13 protein-coding genes and 2 pseudogenes are annotated in these 14626 nt (G+C 43.6%); 5 read left to right on the forward strand and 10 right to left on the reverse strand.

Annotated features, from left to right (window positions below):
* The first annotated feature begins 27 nt into the window (after nucleotides 1-27).
* From ribA to LP107_RS10675, 3 genes are all read left to right on the forward strand, one after another.
* Entirely contained in the window at nucleotides 28-621 is a 594-nt protein-coding gene (gene ribA, locus LP107_RS10665) for a GTP cyclohydrolase II (RefSeq protein ID WP_208624078.1), read from the forward strand.
* A gap of 19 nt (nucleotides 622-640) precedes the next feature.
* Nucleotides 641-1633: an oxygen-dependent coproporphyrinogen oxidase gene (gene hemF / locus LP107_RS10670; protein WP_078274055.1), complete on the forward strand. Its 993-nt coding sequence runs from the start codon at nucleotides 641-643 to the stop codon at nucleotides 1631-1633.
* A gap of 181 nt (nucleotides 1634-1814) precedes the next feature.
* Complete coding sequence (locus LP107_RS10675; RefSeq protein WP_264676133.1) at nucleotides 1815-2264, forward strand: c-type cytochrome; 450 nt, start codon at nucleotides 1815-1817, stop codon at nucleotides 2262-2264.
* A 48-nt stretch (nucleotides 2265-2312) separates the two neighbouring features.
* Here LP107_RS10675 and LP107_RS10680 read toward each other — a convergent pair whose 3' ends face one another.
* From LP107_RS10680 to LP107_RS10705, 6 genes and pseudogenes are all read right to left on the reverse strand, one after another.
* Nucleotides 2313-5063 (reverse strand): lactoferrin/transferrin family TonB-dependent receptor, encoded by a 2751-nt coding sequence (locus tag LP107_RS10680; RefSeq protein WP_264676132.1) that lies wholly within the window; start codon nucleotides 5061-5063, stop codon nucleotides 2313-2315.
* Nucleotides 5064-5079: 16 nt separating this feature from the next.
* Nucleotides 5080-7782, reverse strand: coding sequence for a transferrin-binding protein-like solute binding protein (locus LP107_RS10685; RefSeq protein ID WP_078274058.1), 2703 nt, complete (start codon nucleotides 7780-7782; stop codon nucleotides 5080-5082).
* Between the two features lie 343 nt (nucleotides 7783-8125).
* Nucleotides 8126-9520 carry a porin family protein gene (locus LP107_RS10690; RefSeq protein WP_264676131.1) on the reverse strand — a complete coding sequence of 465 codons (1395 nt, stop codon included), beginning with the start codon at nucleotides 9518-9520 and terminating at the stop codon, nucleotides 8126-8128.
* A 124-nt stretch (nucleotides 9521-9644) separates the two neighbouring features.
* A complete protein-coding gene (locus tag LP107_RS10695) occupies nucleotides 9645-10124 on the reverse strand; it encodes a DUF2726 domain-containing protein (protein WP_228157828.1) in 480 nt (159 codons plus the stop codon).
* A gap of 162 nt (nucleotides 10125-10286) precedes the next feature.
* A pseudogene (locus LP107_RS10700) lies at nucleotides 10287-10433 on the reverse strand (IS30 family transposase); the annotation flags it as partial.
* A gap of 72 nt (nucleotides 10434-10505) precedes the next feature.
* A pseudogene (locus LP107_RS10705) lies at nucleotides 10506-11120 on the reverse strand (IS630 family transposase); the annotation flags it as partial.
* A gap of 122 nt (nucleotides 11121-11242) precedes the next feature.
* On the opposite strand from LP107_RS10705, the gene LP107_RS10710 reads away from it, so the two are divergent.
* Nucleotides 11243-11629, forward strand: a complete 387-nt coding sequence (locus tag LP107_RS10710) for a helix-turn-helix transcriptional regulator (RefSeq protein ID WP_228157782.1) — start codon at nucleotides 11243-11245, stop codon at nucleotides 11627-11629.
* 163 nt (nucleotides 11630-11792) lie between these two features.
* Nucleotides 11793-12128 carry a hypothetical protein gene (locus LP107_RS10715; protein WP_062498976.1) on the forward strand — a complete coding sequence of 112 codons (336 nt, stop codon included), beginning with the start codon at nucleotides 11793-11795 and terminating at the stop codon, nucleotides 12126-12128.
* 82 nt (nucleotides 12129-12210) lie between these two features.
* On the opposite strand, the gene secB is transcribed toward LP107_RS10715, so the two are convergent.
* The 4 genes from secB to rsgA form a co-directional block, all read right to left on the reverse strand.
* Nucleotides 12211-12651: a protein-export chaperone SecB gene (gene secB / locus LP107_RS10720; RefSeq protein WP_029103669.1), complete on the reverse strand. Its 441-nt coding sequence runs from the start codon at nucleotides 12649-12651 to the stop codon at nucleotides 12211-12213.
* Between the two features lie 53 nt (nucleotides 12652-12704).
* Nucleotides 12705-12965 (reverse strand): glutaredoxin 3, encoded by a 261-nt coding sequence (gene grxC, locus LP107_RS10725; protein ID WP_078273176.1) that lies wholly within the window; start codon nucleotides 12963-12965, stop codon nucleotides 12705-12707.
* Nucleotides 12966-13059: 94 nt separating this feature from the next.
* Nucleotides 13060-13485, reverse strand: a complete 426-nt coding sequence (locus LP107_RS10730; RefSeq protein ID WP_078273177.1) for a rhodanese-like domain-containing protein — start codon at nucleotides 13483-13485, stop codon at nucleotides 13060-13062.
* 66 nt (nucleotides 13486-13551) lie between these two features.
* Nucleotides 13552-14598 (reverse strand): ribosome small subunit-dependent GTPase A, encoded by a 1047-nt coding sequence (gene rsgA / locus LP107_RS10735; RefSeq protein WP_078273225.1) that lies wholly within the window; start codon nucleotides 14596-14598, stop codon nucleotides 13552-13554.
* Between the last annotated feature and the right edge of the window lie 28 nt (nucleotides 14599-14626).

Genomic DNA, 14626 nt, shown 5'->3' on the forward strand with positions numbered 1-14626 from the left:
CATTTATTATACGTTTTGGGGAAAATTTTGTACCAATTTATCAGCAAAGCCAATCTGCCTACCGTGCATGGCGATTTTATCATTCATGCATTTGAAAATGAACACGGTCAAGAACACGTCTTACTAAGTGTCGGCTTGCCGTCCACCGACCCCGACAAAATTCCGCTCATTCGCATTCATTCTGAGTGTCTGACAGGGGATGCTTTTGGCTCATTAAAATGCGACTGTGGCCCCCAGCTCAACACCGCCATGCAAATGATACAGGCTCACGGCTGTGGGGCAATACTCTACCTACGCCAAGAAGGGCGTGGCATTGGACTGGTGAACAAAATCCGAGCCTACGCCCTGCAAGACCAAGGGCATGACACGCTAGATGCTAACCTTATGCTTGGCTTGCCAGCGGACGCACGCACCTATGAGATGTGTGAGATTATGCTAAAACACGTTGACGTCACCAAATTATCACTCATGACCAATAACCCCAATAAAGTCAATGATCTAAAGTCACTAGGGCTTGACGTGGTAGAGCGCGTTCCGCTCATCGTCGGTGTCAATCCACACAACCAAGATTATCTCAATGTCAAAGACTCAAAAATGGGACACTTGATTAATCACCAATAAAGATACAGTAGGCAACATCATGACTAACAACAGCAACACCACAGCGACAGATTTTGATGCCAAGCTTGGGCAAGTACGAGAATTTTTATTAAACCTACAAGAGAGAATTTGCACCGCCTTAGAAAATCAAGAAAAATCAGGCGGCGTTGATGGCAGCAGCGATGTCAAGTTCATCATCGACGACTGGGAGAGAGCCGAAGGCGGTGGCGGTCGCTCGTGCGTGATGTCTGGCGGTGAAGTCATCGAAAAAGGCGGCGTGATGTTCAGCCACATCCACATCAGCAAGCTCCCCCCTTCTGCCACCGAGAGACACCCACAGCTTGTCGGCGCAAAGGCTCAAGCAATGGGTGTATCGCTAGTTATCCACCCCAAGAACCCACACGTCCCAACCAGTCACGCCAATGTGCGACTGTTCGTGGCACAACTAAAAAATGGCAGTGAGTCCATTTGGTGGTTTGGCGGTGGTTTTGACTTGACACCTTTTTATCCCAACATGAATGATGTCATACACTGGCATCAAGTCGCTCATGATTTATGCCAGCCATTTGGTGAGCAAATCTACGAAAGATTCAAGACTTGGTGTGATGAATATTTTTATCTACAACATCGCAAAGAATGCCGTGGTGTCGGCGGTCTGTTTTATGATGATCTGAATACTGCCAGCATGGGCTGGGATTTTGATCAATGTTTTGCTTTCATGCAGGCAGTTGGGCAAGGCTATCTTGAAGGGATCGTACCAATCTTCGAGAACAACAAGCACAAAGCCTACACTCAAAGCGAGCGAGAGTTTCAGCTGTATCGCCGCGGACGCTATGTGGAATATAATCTCGTCTATGACCGTGGGACAATATTTGGACTACAGTCAAATGGACGCACCGAATCAATTCTGGTATCCATGCCGCCGCTAGCCAGTTGGTCGTATCGCTATGAGCCTGAAGTAGGCACGCCTGAATTTGAACTGACCGACTTTTATTTAAAGCCTAGAGATTGGCTGGCATCACAACCAACCTGATAGTTATTGGTCGTGTGATTGGACACAGCGTATTGGTCTGTTTGAACATAGGCAACATTCATGAATTTCATTGAAAATCAATGTTTTGTGTGTTATATTGAAAAACTCATCTGAATTCATCATCAAGCTGCTGGTGAAAACAGGTATGATTTTTCTATTTTAGCCACCTTGCGAGGAAGCCATGAACATATTGCCAATCAGTAAAGGTCTTACTATCGCGATTGTCGCTGTGTTAACCGTTACTGCTTGTAGCTCAAAACCCACAACACCAAACGATGTCAGTATTCGCCAAGACATCATGCAAGACTGGCGCATATCAAGCGATATTATGAAAAGCATGCTTTTTGAAGATCGCTTTGATGCAAAAGCCTTTAAGGAACAAGCCGACGCCATTCAGGCCAGCACACATGTTTGGGCACATTTTGATAATGATGCAGAAAAAGGCAAAGCACAAGATACCGTTTGGACGGATGCTGCAGGATTTAAACTTAAAGCACAGATGTTTGATGACGCTGTCGGCGAACTGGTAAGTGCTGCCGACAAAGCCCAATCTTTTACTGATGTTGAAAAAGCATTTGGTAAGATGAACGAAAGTTGTGGTTCATGTCATAAATCTTATAAAAGTAGATGACTGGTCAATAAAAAACGCACTGTTAAAGTGCGTTTTTTATTGATTCTTTTAAAACTTGGTCTGTACAGACAGTACAAAATTACGACCGCTGGCAGCATATTGGCTGGGCAATCCTTGAGTATGCTGATTACCAGAGACAACCGAGGTCTGACGCAAAGACTCCCATGGGCTATATCGATAATTAAAGACATTATCAATACCAGCTCTTACAGTCAAATTATCAGTTGGTTGATAAAATGCCGACAAATCCAGCGTTCTCCAAGCCTTACTATTGACTGTAGTGGCAACTTTTTCATAAGTACCGCTCGGTGATGCGACTAATGTGGTTAATTCAGTGTCTTTTTTAGCATCGCTAAAAATCCAAGTCGCACCCAAGCCCCACTTATCGCTATCAGCAGTATAATCAAGCGATAAAGCATAACGAGTAGGTGAGATGGTGTCTAGGAAGTAGCCAGAACCGTACTCAAAACCCTCTTTGATGTGGCTATCTTTAACTTTGGTTTTTAGATAGTTAGCAGATGCAGTCAAACCCACAGGCAACTTATCCCAAAGCTCACCAAGATAGGCCTTAGCTTGAACACTATGGCCAGCCAGATGCACATCTTGATAGTTGCGATAGCCCCACTGATCACCTTTGAGTGTCAAGTCAATCAGATCACTGTATCGGTTATCAAAGTAAGTGGCCGTAACCTCACCCAAATTGCCATGAACAGCGATACCAAACTCTTGGTTGCGAGCCTTTTCTGGTTTAACATTAGTGCGGTAATGCTGATCGTCGTTCTCCCCTTTGGTCAAGCCATCTAAACGGTAGCCGAACAGCTCTTTAAAGCTTGGCACACGATAGCCAGATGAGATGCGATACAGCAAGTCAACATGATCGGTTGGTTTTAGCACAAGACTACCATTGTAAGATAAATTACGATATTTGCCTGTACCAGTCCAATCATCATCACTGTTAAAACGATGGGTGTCATGACGAACACCTAGGGTAATGTTCGCAAGGTCTCCGATAGAGATCGTATCTTTAAAGGTGGCATAAGCATTATGACCTGTGATTGGTCTGTCGCCACATTTGCGAGCTTCGCCTAAATACTGCTGAGCTTCTTGGCAAATGTCCGTACCCTCTTGATACTGATTAATTCGGTAGGCTTCAATAAAGTTGCCATTTGAATCTTTGATGTCATCTACAAACTTAAAGTCTAAACGATGATATCGCTCTTTAATATCACCAATCCATAGATTGGAACGGAATTTATCTAAGCCAAAACCTAAATTGAGACGATGATTGATGATGTCGCCTGATAGATTTTTGGAGAAATCTCCTCGCCACAGCAAATGGTCCTCACTGTATACTTTACGATTTTGGCGTTCGGCAGAATTTGGTTTGTCTGCACTGGGTGTACAGTTTCTATCAACCGTAGGATAAGGCGAACAGTATTTCTCAATTTGCAGATGATCGATGGTGACAGTTTGCTTATCAACACTTAAATTCAACTCATCAAACCAACGAAAATCTTTAGGACTTTGGTAACGATAGTTGATACCATAACGACTTTTATCGTGTTTTTCATCAAAAAACTGTGTCTGCGTCCAAAGTCCAATTTTAGCATCTGTCACATAGCCTTCTTGATGGCTTTGTCCGCGATAAACGAGTGGCGATTGTGCCAGATTACCTCGACCGTGATTGGCGGCCAAGTGGTAGGCCGTTTTGGTCATATCACGACTGTTATAGTTTTGAGTGGTTTTTTCGGTCAAAAGCTCAACTCGTTGCGTAGACGAAGGATTAAAGCCTGCCTTAATCAATACAGATTTAGAATCGTATTCCATAGGGTCAGGCAATACTCGCTTGTCGCCAGTGTATTCTTTAGCACCCATGGTCTCTAATACAGGCTTGATGTCCAGCTTTGGCTTGGTACAGCCAGCCACACTGCTAGGGTCTTTGTCCACATAGGTAGGGCATTCATCGATGATGATAAATTGGCGTTTTGGATCATTTGTAGGTGCAATTGCCTGCTTATCAAAGTCCACCTGAGAGCCGCCCCAACGCCACACTTCATAATTGGTCTGATAGATGTCGCTATGCGGTTTGACGGTCTCTTTGGTACGATCGGTATACTGCACAAAAAGATCGGCTTTTTTATGGCGTAATGCCGCACCAACGGAGTGCATTTTTTGCTTGTTCTTGCTGGCGTATGCACCTTTATAAAAGGCTGAGAAATTATCGTCTGCATCTAGCACATCGTCAATGCTTTTGGTGCGAAAGCTCACCGCGCCACCTAGTGCACCACTGCCAGTCTCAGAACCACTCGCTCCTTGGCTGATTTGTACACCGCTGACATTTTCAAGTTCAATCTCATTGATTGCCCCAGAGCCTTCTCTGCCATCACCAAACTGGCGTTTTTGGGTCAGATAAGACTGGATTTGAGCGATGCCATCAACATTGACCGCCACTCGGTTCTTGTCCATACCACGAATGGTGTAGCCACTGCTGGCTCCACGACCTTGCTCAACAACAGCCACACCAGCAACATCTTTTACCATATCTTTGACGGAAAGTACTTGATTTTTATTCAAATCATCCATCGTTTTAATGGTTTTGCCAAGTCCTGTTACCTCCTCAGATTTGGCATGCAAGCGTTTTTTGATGATGATAGTTACCGTCTCAAGCTCAACACTTGGATCATCCTCATTATTATTGGCAAATGCAGGCAAGCTACTGCACAGCATCGCCGTGATGACCAGCGGCAGATATTTTGGGCGAAAATTCATCGTCTCATCCTTACTTCTGTTTCTTTTCATCTTCTGTGGTTTTTAGCTATTCTTTGGTTCTTGTGCCATAGAATACCGCACCACCAACAACCGTCTCATCATCATTTAAAGTCTTCTCAAAACTGAACGACCCACCCAAATGTTTGGCATTCTCGCCATAGAATGCTCCAGTCAGATTGTTACTCTCAACTGTTAGGATTTGTTGGTTTTGCTGACGACCTTCATCCAAATAGATGCCATTTGAACGAGAGGTGGCTGTGCCACTAAATCCATTGCCGTTAATTGTGGCTTTTAGATTAAACGCAGGCTCAATGCCTGATTTTTCAGTCAGTGTGCCAGTCAACTGTTTAGTACCAAAATCCACTTCAAATTTTGCCTTACCGTCGTACTCGCCATAGCCTGCTTGCGACTGCCAGTGATGACCGATTCTGCCATGCCAAGTACCTTGATAATTCGCCTGACCTTGTACAGGAACCTGGCTGACTGGCGTGCGTTCACCAAGCAGGTACAGCCCTGTCAACGACTCTTCAATGCCAATCAAGCCAAACCCAGCTTGAGATGAAGAGTTGTTTTGTGGCAAATAGGCGGTGAGATTTGCCATGTTTTCGCCATCGAATTTGTCGCCTTTGGCAAGAAATTCTACCAATTTGGCAGTTGTTTCTTCATCTTCAGCTTTTAATTGTTCAATTAATAATTTAGCCTGCTTTTCAACCTCAGTGCGTTTGTCTTCTGTGTAGGCATTTTTAATTTTATCGATGATTTGTGCTTTTAGTTTATCCAGCTCTTTAGCATCAATCTCTTCGCCATCTTCATCACCAAGAATCTCATTACCAATCACAAAAGTTGCTAATAATTCTTCTAGGTCCTGCTTTTCGGTTTCAAGCTGTGCCTTTAATTTATCTCTAGCAATGGCAAGCTGCTCTTGTGTGTGGTTTGTCGTTGATTGAACCAACGGACTTTGAACCAAGAATTCTTTTAAGTTATCCTCATTGTCAGTTTTATATTTGTCGCCAGTGATAAGGATATTTAAAATATCTTCCGTTGCATTTGCTCTTTCTTCCGCCACATCTAAAGCATTTAAGAGCTCTTTTAAGTCATCTTCTGCATATTCCCTTTCTTTTACATCTACATAACCCGCCAAAACCTTATCGGTGATTTGTTTTTTTAGAGCAGATTTATCTTTGCTGTTTGGGTAAGTTGCGATTAAATCAGAAAGATCTTTTTTTAGCCTCTCAACCTTTTCAGTCAATTTTTGCTTCGCAAATTCTATTTGATCCTTGGTTGGTTTGGTAGACTTAGATATTACCCCAGATTTGTTTGTAGTTTCAGCATTTTCAGCAATCTTACCATTCTGCTCTGCACCAGGCTTAGCAGTTTTACTTACTGAGCCCAATCTTAGAACGCCATCACTGCTGCCAAAACTGGTAATGACAGCTGTTTGTCCTGTTGGCAGTTTAACAGATTGCTGAGTTGTTTTTCCTGCCTCTTGAGGTAAGAGCGTGATGGTATGATCGCCCAATTGCAGTTGGTCGACATTACCAAAGTTCACCAGCGATAACACTTGTGACTTTTGTGCAGGGTTGACAGCCTTGTCTTGGGTCAGCTCAACATAGCTGCCACCAAATACCTGCTCAAGCTTCTCAACTTTCTCTGGATTGTCCTGTTTACCAGCAAATACCGCAAAGACAGAATTATCATTTGTTAGAAACTTACCTGCCAATTCCTCAGCGTTTTCACCATAAAACCCACCTTCTAGGCGGTTATCGGCATTTTTATTAAAGAAGTTGGGTTCTAGAAAGCTACTTTTGGTATTCTTAGCAATGGCAGAACCTGCAAATCGATTGCCCTTGATGGTCGCATCAATATCATAGCGGTCTACATAGGTCTCTGGACTGCTGGCAATCGCTTTTTGCTTGGTAGATAGTGTGCCAGTCAGCTTCTTGGCGTCAAAATCAGCTTTAAAGACCGCACGATGATTGCCCTGTCTTGGTGCATATTGACCAAAGACTTGCTCGGCAAAGCTGGTCGCACCGACTTCATCGCCAAAGCCACTGTCCATCTTATAGCCTGAACCACCACCGAACGCTTGGCGACCTGTCGTCTCTGTGATGGTAGACTCTCTTTCTCGCTTGACATCAGTCACGAAATCCCAATGCCCCGTATAGTTTGCCACACCTTTGGCAAGCCCTGTGGTTGGATTGTCGCCATAATAGTACAGATAGCCATCGCCTTTGGTGTATTGCTTAGGCTGGTCTGTATCCTCATCAGTTTTAATCGTCTCATCAGGACGCAAACCAGTAAAAATCCAACCAGCTTTTACAAACTTATATTTATCATCGCTCTGATATATCTTTCCACCCTCATAGCGCTCTTGTAACTCTTTGGTTAAAGCTGGCAAAGGGTTGGTATGAGCGGTTGTGATGTTATTTTCATCAAGTGGCACATGCTCTTCTAGATGAGTAAGTTTTTTCTTATCATAAGCCTGATTACGCTTTGGAATCGCCAAAACACTGCCCAACACTGGCATGGTTAGGCGACTGTCTGCTTTATTCTTAGTATCAGCATTGGCATTGTCATCATCCTTAGCGGCTGAAGCATCCTTTGATTGGTCAGACTTCTCAATCATCTTAGACTGACCGATGACAATGGTGCTTGGGTTATTAAAACTGCCACCACCACAGGCTGATAGCATCAATGAAGTCACAGCCACTGCCAAAGGCAATAGGCTAAATTTGGTACTCTTAGGCATGACCACTCCCTACTTTAAAAAGTCAGTAAAACAGCATCAAACAATAAAACAATCATTTGATCCCAGTGACAAAATAATGATAACAATAACAATTCTTATTATATAGTTAAAGAATTAAAAATGCAAACCTTTTTTATAATTTGTGCAATGTTTTTGAAAGATAAGCAACGTGTAAATACAATTCACTTAACAACAAGTATGCCTCCAGCACCTTTGGCATCATATGATGAACGACGAATCAAAATTGGTGAAAGCCGTGTTGAGACGATGACACAAAAAATCAACAAACCAAGACGACATCAATCGTGCAAGACTTGCTGATTTTAAGGATGATATAAGTTTTTTAAAATTGGCGACTCACCTCTAAGAACACACGACTTTTATCGTAGCTGTACAGTGCGATGTTGCTGTCATTTTTTTGGTATTGCCAAGTTAGTTTTGGCGTCAATCCTAAATAGCTCAGCTTATTATGCCAAACACTGATGTTGGTAAAATACTCATCACTGGTTTGTATTTGATTAAAAATCGGCATCGGTCCATGATAGCGTCTTTGGGCAACATTCAGACTGCCACGCACACCGAAATCATGCCACTGCTTGGCAATTGAACCTTGTATGCCGACACGGGTATAGGAGTCATCTTTATCCCGGGTTTTTGCCTGTCGATAATCTGCACCAACACTGACCCAACCACCACTCCCCAGCCAGTTAGGACGCGTAGAAAAGGTCGCTCTGGCACCAACGGTATGCCCTGATAGGTGATGTCTGATGTTGTGATGATGTTTGGCAAATTCAATGTTGGTGGCAAGCTGGCTTTTTTTACCAAGCTGTTTTTGGGTACCAATGCCAACGCCCACACTGTCTGAAAAATGCCTTAATTCATCAACGCCTTTTTTGCCGCCAGCATACCATGTAGTCTCCACAAAAGGTGAGATGGATACGCTACCGCCTGCATGGCTTTTGGTGGCATTGGTGCTTAGACGAAGTTGTGCCTCATTATAATGCGTGGCATCATTAAAAAACTTACCATTCATCGCAACAGAAGGTTCTAGCGTCATGCCATCTTTGAATAAAATTTTCTTTTCCACGCCTGCATTGATGGCAATCCCATGGGCTTGCTCAGCAGCGTTTGCCGTCCAGCCACCACCCAAGTCGGTCTGATTGGGTGCATTGTTAATGTTTTTATCAACAATCACATTGCCAGAAAAATATACCGATGGCTTGGTTAGATTTGTCAACGCCTTTTGGTAGGCACGCATTTCACGGACAATATAATCTGGTTGCTCTGCAAGCAACTGCCTGGCTTCTAGATATTGACGATTGGCAAACAAACTCTGGATCAGCCTAACGGCAAATAGGGCATTATTAGGATATCGTTCATGCAGCGACTGGTAAATCTTGCTGGATTTGTCATGTCTGCTTTGCGCACCTGCCAACACGGCCCTGCCCCAGTCAACCATTTCAGACTCAATGACTTCACTCGGCTGTTTTTGGTAGATGGGCAATAATAACTGAGTGCCAGCCACATCATTAGCCACCAGCACCGAAAGCATCGCTCGAGACAGTAAGGTTGGGTTGGTCAGTAGCATCTGCTCATCTACCGACAGCATGGCGTTAGCAGGCTGTAGTGGTATTGGCAGTGCTGAGTCAACAGGTGGTATTATGTCAGGTATCTTAACATCTGATTGTAGACGGCGATCATCTTGCGTATCAGCATGTGCAACATGAACAGAAAACAAGAAAACAGATAAGACTAATCGGCAAAATGGAAAACGCATGGCAACTATGGGCAGTTAGGATAGGGATAAGAAAATAAATGATACTTATTATTATTCTTTTTGTCAAGTCAACCTCACTGCTGGACTATCCAAATTGCCTAATAACTTCCAACACATCAACACGCAACATGTCAATACCGGGCATTTTCTCCGCATGAAAACGCATGATGGGAATGCCTGCACTGGACAACGCCTTATCCTTCTTAGCATCTTGCCTTTGGCGATCTTGACTATCGTAAGTCCAATCATCCAGCTCAATGGCAACCAACACTGTTTGGCAGTCTGTATCAATTAATACAAAATCCACACTCTGGCGACAGACACGATTGAACCAAAACCGCCGATCTTGCCCTGCTTCATCACTTGGTTCAATGATGCGTGAAAGTTGCACTTGACTAAAAATCAGAAATTCAGGCAATGCCAACTGTAATTTTTTAAAAAACAACACTTCACTGTCCGTCATGATTAGCATTGTCTCAAACGGCCAGACGTTCATGTCATCGCTTCTAACCGTTTTTAAGTTAGGCTGTTTTAGACAATGCACCCAAACCACAATGCCTAGCATCAAGAAAAAATACAACCACCAACAACACGATAGATATAGACGACATAAAAACGGTACTCACTGCCAAATAAATACATTAAAAATAAAAGGGGCAGTGGCAGATGACACAATGTAACATACTACAAATAGGAAGATAACCCATACTAAATTAAGCTTGAATTATCAAACCAACTGCAACACTTCATCAAAATAAACCTCATAAGGTGTTTTCCAGTTTAAACACTTTTTGGGTCTATGATTGAGTTCATTTACTTTACTGATAATATCTCTTTCATGCCACTTGCTTAAATCTTGATGCTTAGGGAAATACACCCACCAAACCCCAAAATAACACTTCAAACCTTCTTCGATTGTATCAAACTCTGACAAATGACTTCTAAGTCATCTCTTAATCGTTGCCCAAGTTTGCTCTATTGGGTTTAGCTTGGGTGAGTAAGGTGGTAGTGGTAAGATGATGTGTTTGTATGGTATGTTATTGATAAGCGCTTGCAAGTGTTTCATTCTGTGAAATCTTGCATTGTCTAAGATGATGATACAAGGCTTGCCTGTTTGTTTGGTGTGATTGTTAAGACAAGGCAGTAGCATTTGTTCAAACCACGTTTCAAACAAAGCACTTGTCATTGTATTGTTGTAGATGAGTGGAGCAATCAGGTTTTTGGCTTTGCCCCCTATTTGTCCTGCCACTAAGGAGACTCGTTGATAGCGTCTGCCACTGACTTTATCATAGGCTCTTTGACCTTTTAGGCTTCTTGCATGAGTACGGTGCAAGTAAGTATCAATGCCTGTCTCATCTATATAGACAAGCTCGTAACCTTGTTTGGACGTAGCTTGTAGTTGTGTTAATTTGTCTTGGAAGTCTTTGACTTTGTTTGGGTCTTGCTCTTTGTGGGTTGTGGTCTTTTTTTTAAGAGTAATGTTCATTGCTTTGAGTGCTTTATGGATTGCCATATCACCACACCCAAATACTTCACCAATTTCACGTAGGTATTTGTCAGGATTTGCTTCTACCTAAGCAAGAAGCTCTTTTCTGTCAAACTTTCTGGGTCTGTTGGTGGGTTTTTTACAAGACAAATTGCCTGTTTCTTTAAGTTGTCGTCTCCAACGAAACACGGTGTGTCTTGATACACCGCCAGTGGACACAAGAGCAAATGGCGGAAAAATTGGGGCTAACACGACAAGGCTATGCCAAAATAGAGACAGGCAAAAGTTTGCCCAACTTAGAGCGATTGGACGAGATTGCTAAATTATTTGGGGTGAATTTATTTGAACTGCTAAAAACAGACAACAAAAGCGTGGTCTATCAAATCGGTGAAAATTATCACGGCAATAACAATTATTATAATAATAACGAAAAACTACAAACCGAAATTGACAAATTAAAACTAGAAATAGAAAAATTAAATTTAATCATCGCTCACAGGGATGAATTGTTAAAACAAAAAGAGGATTATATTCAGGTTTTAAAAAAACTTGTTAGTATTGGTGAGGAATTATCAGAACTATAATTTTTTTATTTTTAAAAATAAAAATACATGAAAAGTTATTATAAAAACCTCAAAAATTCACCCTTTTGAAATTCTATAACCTTTACTTTGTGGCATGATGTGCTTAGAATATGGACATTGATTATCATCAATACCGTTTATTTTTCATTTTAAGGAACACATCATGACTTGCACCATTCACGCCAATCACGACCACGTTCACGGTACAGGCTGTGGACACACCGCCATTCGTCATGGCGACCACGTGGACTATCTACATGACGGACATTTGCACCATGTGCATGGCGACCACGTGGACGAACACGTCTTAGAAGTCAGCGAACAAAACCCCGCCGAGTGCAACCAAGCTCACCACTGCACGGGTCACGTTCATGGCGAAGGCTGTGGACATGAAGCCGTGCCACATGGCGACCACATTTGCTATATCGTGAACGGACGTTTGCACTATCAGCATGGCGACCACTGCGATGACCACGGTGCGGTAGAGATTGTTGCTTGATATTATCACGCACAAAAAAACCCAAAAGCATGAGGCTTTTGGGTTTTTGTTTTATCAATCAAATGATAAAATAGCCTAGCGATTAGGCATTGCCTTCGGCTTGGGCTTGGCTTTGTAGGAACGCTTGGTCAAAATTGACAGGAGCAAGCAGAAGTTGTGGGAAGCTACCACGAGCGATGATGTCGCTGATGACCTCACGAGCATAAGGGAACAGCACGTTCGGGCAGTAGGCGTTCAATAGATGTGGCATGTCCGCCTCTGGGATATTGCGTAGCAAGAAAATACCTGCTTGTTGTACCTCAGCGATGAATGCGGTACTACCTGCATTTTTGGCGGTAACGCTCACGGTCAATACTACTTCTTTGTGGTCTTCGTCTAGGTCAGAGCTGGTGGTGGTCAGACCGATGTCCAACTCAGGTTGCCACTCTTTGGTGAACACTTCGGCACTTGGAACTTCAAGTGAGATGTCTTTGACATAGATACGCTCTAAACCCAGTTGTGGGGCGGTTTGTTCGTCAGCCATGATAGCCTCCTTTGACTTAAAATTAAACTTACATTAAAACTAAATTAAACCATTTAGGCACTTAACATCTCGTCAAGTTTACCTTCTCTGTCTAGTTTGTTTAGATTATCAAAACCGCCGATAAAGGTGTCGCCAATAAAAATCTTTGGCACAGTGCGGTAATGATTGGTCTTAACGGCAACTTCTTCAAGCTGTGTCTCACTCATCTTGGTAACGTCAAACTCGGTGTACATCACGCCCTTGTGTTCTAGCAGTCGCTTGGCGTTAATGCAATAGGGGCAGGTTTGTTTGACATAAATGGTTACAGGTTTCATATTATCTCTTTTTGGTAAATGTACAGATTCTTAAATGGGGGCGATTGGCATAACTTCAAGACCGCTCATCTTGGTATTAACACATCCTAACAGGTTATTTTTTGCCTTTTTTGTCTGTCGCTCCGACCAGTGGCAAGCCTTGTGCTTGATAATTGGCAATACCCCCCTCTAGTCGCATGGCATTGGGCTTGGCGACCAGTTGCACCGCCATGCCCGCCTGCATGCCGATATCACAGATAAAGACAATAGGGGTAGTCATCGCTTGTAGCTCGGTCAGATGATTTTTTAGCTCGGTAAAAGGAATATTGAGAGAGCCTGCGATGTGCCCTGTGGCAAATTTATTGGCAGGGCGAATGTCAATCAATGTCGCATTGTCGTTATTCACCAGCAACCCCAACGCTTGGGGGGCGATTTTTTTACCGCTACGTTTATTTTCAATACTAAAAAACATGATGGCAAGGACAAAGAGTAGCCCGAATAAAAACGGGTGATTGCCCATAAACTCAAACCAACGCTCCATGACTGCTCCAAAATTTCAAAAGCTGATATTATACCTGTTATTTGTCATAAATGCACTTATTTTGGGCTATTTTATCACACTTGCCCCTTGCTTGGCTTCTGCGACCAGCTCATTAAAGCTCTCCACACGCCGAGACAGCACCGCCCCGTCCGTCACCGCCTGCCAGAACGCACAGCCTTTGGCGTTGGGAGCATGGCTACAATCTCGAAATTGGCACGTCCCATGCAAGTCATTTAACTCATCAAACCCCTTTAAAATGTCATCTGCCGATAAATGCCAAATGCCATACTCACGAATGCCAGGGGTGTCAATAATCCCGCCTTGAGTCAAATCGCCCACGTCATAGGCGAGCAGACGACTGGTGGTCGTGGTGTGCTGACCCAACTGCGAGCCTACCGAGATGATGTTCGTGGACTGCTCGGCATGGGGCAGGATTTGGTTGATTAGGCTTGATTTGCCCACCCCTGACTGCCCTGCAAAGATGGCAAGTTTGCCTGTGATGTGCGATATCAGGGTATCTAGCCCCGTCCTATCCATACTCGAACTTTGGATAACATCGAAACCGTATCGCCCTCCAAGTGCTTGATATTCTTGACAAATCTGCACCACATCGGGGTGATCATCTAACAAATCTGCCTTATTTAGTACAAGCAGGGGCGTAACGCCTGCCAGCCGTGCCACGAGAATATAACGGTCAATCAGCCCTGTGGCAGGCTTTGGCAAGGGGGCAAAAATAATCGCCAAAATCGCCACGTTACTGGCAACAGGCTTGACCTTATGATAACGGTCTGGGCGAGTGATTAGGGTCGTGCGTGGCAGTAGCTGTTCAATGCGTCCTGTGCCTGCAACATCATCGATGCTAAACTTGACCGTATCGCCTGTGGTCAGCATGGGCAGATTGGTGCGAACATGACACCGCCATATCTGCCCGAGTGCCAACGCCGTCTGTGGCATGATGTCGGGCAAGGCAGTGATTTGCACGTCTAACTGCTTACCAAAATGCGACACCACCACCCCTGTGGCAAAAGTGCCGTCATCGATGATGGTCTCTTGGTTTTTTTGGATCTGGCGGGTTTGGTTTTTGGTGAGTTTGCGTTTACGGATAAGGGACATGATGATTTTTGGGAAAAATTTCACACAT

Source organism: Moraxella bovis, assembly GCF_025985205.1.
GTDB lineage: Bacteria > Pseudomonadota > Gammaproteobacteria > Pseudomonadales > Moraxellaceae > Moraxella > Moraxella bovis.

Bases quoted from the DNA above. Each gene is read 5' to 3' on its own strand.
- hemF (WP_078274055.1), top strand. From the start codon at position 641: ATGACTAACAACAGCAACACCACAGCGACAGATTTTGATGCCAAGCTT.
- LP107_RS10675 (WP_264676133.1), top strand. From the start codon at position 1,815: ATGAACATATTGCCAATCAGTAAAGGTCTTACTATCGCGATTGTCGCT.
- LP107_RS10680 (WP_264676132.1), bottom strand. From the start codon at position 5,063: ATGAAAAGAAACAGAAGTAAGGATGAGACGATGAATTTTCGCCCAAAA.
- LP107_RS10685 (WP_078274058.1), bottom strand. From the start codon at position 7,782: ATGCCTAAGAGTACCAAATTTAGCCTATTGCCTTTGGCAGTGGCTGTG.
- LP107_RS10695 (WP_228157828.1), bottom strand. From the start codon at position 10,124: ATGCTAGGCATTGTGGTTTGGGTGCATTGTCTAAAACAGCCTAACTTA.
- LP107_RS10715 (WP_062498976.1), top strand. From the start codon at position 11,793: ATGACTTGCACCATTCACGCCAATCACGACCACGTTCACGGTACAGGC.
- secB (WP_029103669.1), bottom strand. From the start codon at position 12,651: ATGGCTGACGAACAAACCGCCCCACAACTGGGTTTAGAGCGTATCTAT.
- grxC (WP_078273176.1), bottom strand. From the start codon at position 12,965: ATGAAACCTGTAACCATTTATGTCAAACAAACCTGCCCCTATTGCATT.
- LP107_RS10730 (WP_078273177.1), bottom strand. From the start codon at position 13,485: ATGGAGCGTTGGTTTGAGTTTATGGGCAATCACCCGTTTTTATTCGGG.
- rsgA (WP_078273225.1), bottom strand. From the start codon at position 14,598: ATGTCCCTTATCCGTAAACGCAAACTCACCAAAAACCAAACCCGCCAG.